The following is a 6,269-nucleotide window of genomic DNA, read 5'->3' as shown; positions in this document are numbered from 1 at the left end:
GGTTAGCTATATTTTTTTACTTTGCAACAGAACCCCCGTACACTTATATGATGCGATTGCCGCTTTTGATGGAAGTGTCTACTTAGATCGAACTACAGGTGAGGCATCAGCAAAGTGTCATGAGGAAGCGATGAATTTTTTATCTTTAAACTTGTTAAATGACATTGTAACTGGCAAACGTGATGTTCAAGGAGCAAAAGCTTTCTACGCCCAAACTGCCGAACAGTTTACCAAATATCATATAACATCTCCTTATACAGAAGGTTTTCTTTTTCCAATGCAATATAATACGGCAGACCTTGGCGTTACATATTTTAAATAAGGTGCCATTTTGGCACCTTATTTACTCCTATATTCAAGAATCCACTTTCTCGCTTTATTAACTCCCCGATATAGGCACAAGCAATTGATCTTTTTATTTATTTGGTTTCCCATAAAATTGGTTTCACTAGATAGAGCTTCGGTTACAGGACATCATCGTAAGGCCAAGATTGACGCAGGCGTAATTGCCTAAGATTAAATGTTACAACAGGACCCATTAGTAGGTCCTGACTCCTCATAACGCGCTCCCAAATGGCGACCCAGTTCAAAGGCATCTTCAACGGGCAAAACGCTCGACTCAGGGTGTTGGTTAAGCCAGTCTTGGGCTGCACTCGGTGAACTGAAAAAGTGAACGTTGTTACAGAAGGCCGACCGAACCGAGGCCATTTCATCTGGTGTAACAATCGAGACAACGGCTGTTGAAGGCTCGACGCTTACAACGCGGTCCGGTTCCACCGTCAACCGTACGGACTTACCGGTGCCGTGACAAGGCGAAGCGATGTGGACCGTCCGGCCGATGAGTGCTGGGAACATAAGTGTGTCAAGGGCGCACCATGCATATAGTTGCTTCCCATCAACCTCGAAGCGATGGGGGGTAGGGACCAGTGTGAGGCCATAACCGACGACACGGCCCTGCTCATCAAGTTCCACACTAGGTAGAGTCTGTAGGACTTGCTTAACTTCCTCGACGGGCTTCCCGGTCTCCGCCGCGATGTCCTCAACGGGGACTGGATCGCCCTCCGCCAGCATTTTTAGCAACGGACGGAATAACCACTCCATAGAGACGGCTTCCCCTTGATCAAAAGTTTGATTAAGTTGGGCTGAGAATTCTGAAATATTTTTCATAAGCTTATTCCTCCTTATATTTTCTCCACTTCATTGTTTTAAGTGCCTCCTGCAACATAGCATTAGAATCAAAAGGAACCATTAGCCTGCACAACAAGATAATTTCGATACGTCTTTATCAAACGTCAAGGCTGCAAGCTTTAATCCTTCAGCCATCGTTAAATAAGGCGCAAAGCTATCCGTAAGGTCTTCAATGGTCAATCCAAATTGAACCGCTAACGTTGCCGCATAAATCACATCTCCAGCATTTTCACTCACAATGTGCGCCCCGATCAATTTCTGGGTTTGGGCGTTGACTACAAGTTTATAGACCCCTGTTGTTTCGTGATTGACTAAGGCCCGCGGTACAGCGTCCAACGGAAGGACCGATGTTTTGACATCGTAACCTTTTTCTTTTGCCTGTTGTTCAGTCAAGCCGACTGTGGCGATCGATGGATTGGTGAAGGTTACGCCGGGAACAAAGCGAAGATCGATTTTGCGTTTCGCTAGACCCAACGCATTATTTGCCACAATCCCGCCTTCATAAGCTGCAACATAAACGAATTGCGGACCGAGGGTCACATCGCCCGCGGCATATATTCGGTTATTCGACGTTTGCAAATATTCATTGGTCAGCACTTCGCCTTTTTTCCCTGTTTTCACACCTGCTGATTCAAGGTTTAAAGTCTCTGTGTTCGGCTTTCTTCCTGTTGCCACGAGGACTTGATCGGCTTCGATGACTTGTTCTTGACCGTTCACTTCAATATAAATGCTTGTCGACTTACCGTTTTGCTCAACCTTTTGATAAGTGACCCCAGTGATCAGGTTAAGTCCTTGCTCAGTTAAGGATTCATCGATGGCTTCGGAAATTTCAGGATCGTAGGTTTTAAACAGACGCTCGCTTCTTTGCATGAGAGTCACTTCTGTTCCGAGGTTGTGAAACATTTGACCTAATTCCGCTGCGATATAGCCAGAACCGATCACTGCCAATCGTTGTGGAACCTCTTTTAATTCGAGTGCGGATGTACTTGTTAAATAATCAACCTCATTCATTCCCGGGATTTCCGGAACAGCCGGAGAAGCCCCCGTTGCGATTAAAAAGCTTTTAGACGTGATGTTTTGTCCATTCACTTGTATCGTCTTATCGTCGATAAACGAGGCCTCGCCACGAATGAGATCAAATCCATATTCTTCGATCAAGTCTATATATTTTTCTTGACGCATTTGACTGACTAATCCATCTTTTTGTTCGGTCAATTGGGCAAGGTCCGCAGCACCGGTACTCGTTTGAAGTCCGGTAAACGGATTGTTTTGGGCGAGACCGTTTATTTCACCGGCACGAAGCATGGTTTTTGACGGTACACAACCGATGTTAACGCAGGTCCCCCCGACGGTTCCCCGTTCTACCATGGCCACTTTCGCCCCGTTTTCATTGGCCTTGATAGCTGCAGAAAACGCCGCACCGCCGGAACCAATAATCAGAAGATCGTAATCGCCATCCCGATTGAAATCTACACTGTTTTCAGAGGGCTGGCTTTCTTCCTCTCCGGGTTGATAGCCGGCTGCCGAAATATTTTGCTTAGCCTTTTCGATCTGATCATCGCTGAGTTCAAAAATGGCCTCACCGCGTCGGAAATCGGCCGAAACATCTTTAGCTCCGGCTTGTTCCAATGCTTCGGTTACATGTTCTTCACAGCCTGTGCATGTCATGCCTTGAATGGGTATTTTATATGAATTTTGAGTCATTTGAATCCCTCTTTCTATTTAAAGTTTGATAGACAGTTCTGTACATTTATCTCATATTTATCTTGTCTCATGTTTCCGATCCACGCTCTCTGGAGGCGTACAGCAATCCGTTTTATTTTTTGTTTTTCCATTGCCTTCAGGAGAATTGTATTTGTTCTTCAACAACTTGCTGAGGATCAGAGCAATCATAACAATGGCCAATGCTGCAAAAATGCCGGTCAACCACCAATTTCCTGTCGCACCAGCAAAGAGGGCACCAATACCTGTGCTCCCTAATGCAACAAGGAGAATCGGTCCTGCGCAACAAAGTAAAGGAACCAATAAAGGAACCAATAATATTCCGAAAAAGGCCCAAACACCCCAGCGGTTACCTTTCGAGCGATTCTCATCCATCATTCTCACCACTCTTTCTAAAAAAATTTTATTCTTTGGTTAAGGTACATACATGGCCTATAGCCTAACTTGAAATTTGTTCGTTTAGCTTTTTTACATCTTTCATCTATTTTTTGTTACACCTGATCGGTTGGATTTTAAAATGTACAAATGCCACCAGAACCGAAATACCAGTAATAAGCCATGTACAAACCGGAGAGGAAAATCACAACAGCTGCTATTTTTTGGATAGAACCCATATAGTTGTGCAGAAACTTCTGTACCAATTGTCGTGAAATCAATGAGACCATCGTGATCGCTGTCACCACAATTCCCATACCAAGGGAGTAGATGATGAACTTGATGATCACGGCCGTTACGCTATTGTCATTCAGCGATGCAGAGACCACCAACATAAAGGCTGGCAAGGTACAACCAAGTGATGTCACGGCATAGGCTATTCCGTAAAAATAGATAGACCATTTCCCTGGCTTGACTTGAAAAGATCCTATTTTAATCGGCAAATGCTTCCCAAATAGCATGCCCAACCCCAATAAAGCAATGAGTATACCCATAACCAATGAAAGAATCGGAAAAATCCCTGTTAGTGCGCTTCCCAATCCTCCTATCAACAAACCAGCCAATACAAAAATCGTTAAAAACCCCGTGGTCATCGCTCCACCAAGCCCTAATCCTTTAAAAATTGCATAGCGGAACGAATGATCCTTTGTTTCGCCTCCAATTAAATAGGAGATATAAGAAGGAAGCAAGGCGATACCACAAGGATTAAAGGCCGCAACCATTCCAGCGGTCAGAATGAAGAGAAACGAAAAACTCATAATTCCACTCCTATCTTTAAAACATGGGGCCAATCCCCGCCATAATCCTGTTTAAATTTCGCAAAGCTTTCTTTTGTATCTGTGTTAGGGTCTAAACTAACTGTGATCAATTGAACATCGTTCGGGTTTAGTTGATGAATTTCCTTAAAGATTTCCTCATTGTATATACAAGATGGACACCAGGTTGCCATAAAATAAATGAGTGTGGGTTTCTCATTAGGTAGGCTGACTGGATTTCCTTGAATGTCTTGAACCTTTGATTCATTCGCGGTATCAGATTCTGCTCCACAAGCTGTTAAACCGATTAACAACACCGTCATTATAGCGGTGAAGGAAATGCGTTTTTTCATTCAAATCTTCCCCCATTTATTTATCAGGCCCTCCCATTAACGTTTCAATAATAGGACAGGTATATATCGCCTTTTCATCTGGACACTTTTCTTTTAATTCCTCTAATAACCGTTGGATTCGTAACAAATCCTGCACTTTCTGCTCGATTTCTTTGGTTTTTTGAACGGTAAAGGCGTACATATCTTTACATCTCTCCCCATCTTGATCAACCACACCAAACAACAGGTGGATTTCCTTTAGCGAGAAATCCAATTCCTTCATTCGTTTAATAAACCGTACCCGATCTGCTGTTTCCTCTGAATATATTCGATACCCTGATTCGTTTCTGGGAGGCCCGGCTATCAATCCTTTCCGCTCGTAATACCGAACGGTTTCTTTATTCACATCACACGCTTTAGCCAATTCACTGATTTTCATCTCCATATTGTCACCTCAATAAAAAGTATAAACCCTGTACCATAGTACACGGTCAAGTCATACATTATTTTTTCTTTTATAGAATAATCTTATAAAATAGGTCAGATAAAAAACCTTATTTATCAAGTGTTCACATAAGCTTTTTTAGAAGTTTAAGAATAAAGATATCTGCTCTTCACGCCAAGAAGCCACATTCTTCCGTTGAAAAATGTGGCTGTCAAAAAAGTTATTTTCTTTTTGATTCTAAGATCATATAACAAGATTAGACGATAAAGTGGTTTATAAACATCTCACAAAACGCAAACTTACAACATGTGTGCAATGTCCGAAGCTGCCGTTGGATAGGCAAATATCATTTGTTTCAATTCTTTGGTTGAAATTCCAAAGCGAATGGCTGTTGCAAAGTGGTTAATTAGTTCATCGGCTTCATTACTAATCAAATGAGCACCGACAACTTGATCACTATCCTCGTCAATTAGCACTTTAAACGCAGCAAAGTCCTCATTTGTCCGTTTATACGTAAACCAGTCGGAGATGTTTTTCTGCTTTACTTTAATATTCCGGCCAGAGTTTTTGGCTTCCTCCTCGCTCATACCTACCGATGCCATTTTAGGTACGGTAAATACAGCAGATGGAATCACGGGATATTCAATTTTTTTGCTGTTCCCTTTCAATAAATTAGATGCTACGACATGAGAATCTGCACTGGCTACAGGTGTGAGGGGCAAGCCATCCGTTGCTGCAGCATCTCCAGCTGCATAGACATTCGGGTTACTTACACTTTGCAAATACTCATTAACATGGACACCATGTTTTTTCCTTTCTATATTCCCTTTTTCAAGATTCATATCTAAGGCAGGGACCCGTCCAGCACCATGAATAACAATGTCTGCTTCAAACCGCGTTATATCCTCTTTTTTTCGAGCGTACACATGAAACTTTCCTTGTTCTTTTTCAATGGATTCAACGGAATGTTGAAGATGTACCTGTATGCCAATCTCTTTCGACTTTTCTAAAAGGATATCTACAAGATCTATATCAAAATTCTCCAAAGGTCTTTGACCTCGATGGATAATATGAACTTCTGATCCAGCACGTGCCGCGATATGAGCAAATTCAAACGAAATATACCCACCACCAACAAAGACGATTCTTTGTGGTAATTCATCCAACTCCAAAAACTCATCACTATAAGTAAGATGTTCTTCTCCTTTTATGGGTAAAGGGGTAGGTTTCGCACCACTAGCGATCAAGAAATGACTCCCCTCGAGCACTTCTTTATTCACTTCAAGTTTGTCCTCACTCACGAAAGATGCATTGCCATGATACGTATCGATTCCCTGTTTATTCAATGCTTCCTCTTTTTGGTTCTGTTGCAAAGTTGAATTTATAGTATAA

At 42.4% G+C, this 6,269-nt stretch carries 8 protein-coding genes; 1 reads left to right on the top strand and 7 read right to left on the bottom strand.

Annotated elements, in window-relative coordinates; translation table 11 throughout:
* The coding region (locus HMPREF3265_RS06390; protein WP_070861179.1) for a hypothetical protein at window positions 1-322 on the top strand (322 nt) is incomplete at its 5' end.
* A 194-nt stretch (window positions 323-516) separates the two neighbouring features.
* On the opposite strand, the gene merB is transcribed toward HMPREF3265_RS06390, so the two are convergent.
* From merB to HMPREF3265_RS06355, 7 genes are all read right to left on the bottom strand, one after another.
* On the bottom strand, window positions 517-1,167 hold the full coding sequence (merB, locus tag HMPREF3265_RS06385; RefSeq protein ID WP_000790334.1) for an organomercurial lyase MerB: 651 nt from the start codon (window positions 1,165-1,167) through the stop codon (window positions 517-519).
* A gap of 81 nt (window positions 1,168-1,248) precedes the next feature.
* The gene (gene merA, locus HMPREF3265_RS06380; RefSeq protein ID WP_000193219.1) at window positions 1,249-2,892 is read right to left on the bottom strand and encodes a mercury(II) reductase; all 1,644 of its coding nucleotides are present in this window, start codon (window positions 2,890-2,892) and stop codon (window positions 1,249-1,251) included.
* A gap of 57 nt (window positions 2,893-2,949) precedes the next feature.
* A complete protein-coding gene (locus HMPREF3265_RS06375) occupies window positions 2,950-3,288 on the bottom strand; it encodes a hypothetical protein (protein ID WP_000968575.1) in 339 nt (112 codons plus the stop codon).
* 134 nt (window positions 3,289-3,422) lie between these two features.
* A complete protein-coding gene (locus HMPREF3265_RS06370; protein ID WP_000010351.1) occupies window positions 3,423-4,103 on the bottom strand; it encodes a cytochrome c biogenesis CcdA family protein in 681 nt (226 codons plus the stop codon).
* The gene (locus HMPREF3265_RS06365; RefSeq protein WP_000746201.1) at window positions 4,100-4,453 is read right to left on the bottom strand and encodes a TlpA family protein disulfide reductase; all 354 of its coding nucleotides are present in this window, start codon (window positions 4,451-4,453) and stop codon (window positions 4,100-4,102) included. Before HMPREF3265_RS06365 ends, HMPREF3265_RS06370 begins: the two co-directional genes overlap by 4 nt.
* Before the next feature lie 16 nt (window positions 4,454-4,469).
* On the bottom strand, window positions 4,470-4,877 hold the full coding sequence (gene merR / locus HMPREF3265_RS06360) for an Hg(II)-responsive transcriptional regulator MerR (protein ID WP_002380758.1): 408 nt from the start codon (window positions 4,875-4,877) through the stop codon (window positions 4,470-4,472).
* Window positions 4,878-5,176: 299 nt separating this feature from the next.
* On the bottom strand, window positions 5,177-6,269 hold a 1,093-nt coding region (locus HMPREF3265_RS06355), incomplete at its 5' end, for a dihydrolipoyl dehydrogenase family protein (protein ID WP_141764274.1).

The organism is Staphylococcus sp. HMSC62B09 (assembly GCF_001839115.1).
GTDB lineage: Bacteria > Bacillota > Bacilli > Staphylococcales > Staphylococcaceae > Staphylococcus > Staphylococcus haemolyticus.
This window is presented reverse-complemented; position numbering and strand designations above follow the sequence as displayed.

Coding starts and splice junctions, on each gene's coding strand:
- merB (WP_000790334.1), bottom strand. CDS start 1,167: ATGAAAAATATTTCAGAATTCTCAGCCCAACTTAATCAAACTTTTGAT.
- merA (WP_000193219.1), bottom strand. CDS start 2,892: ATGACTCAAAATTCATATAAAATACCCATTCAAGGCATGACATGCACA.
- HMPREF3265_RS06375 (WP_000968575.1), bottom strand. CDS start 3,288: ATGATGGATGAGAATCGCTCGAAAGGTAACCGCTGGGGTGTTTGGGCC.
- HMPREF3265_RS06370 (WP_000010351.1), bottom strand. CDS start 4,103: ATGAGTTTTTCGTTTCTCTTCATTCTGACCGCTGGAATGGTTGCGGCC.
- HMPREF3265_RS06365 (WP_000746201.1), bottom strand. CDS start 4,453: ATGAAAAAACGCATTTCCTTCACCGCTATAATGACGGTGTTGTTAATC.
- merR (WP_002380758.1), bottom strand. CDS start 4,877: ATGGAGATGAAAATCAGTGAATTGGCTAAAGCGTGTGATGTGAATAAA.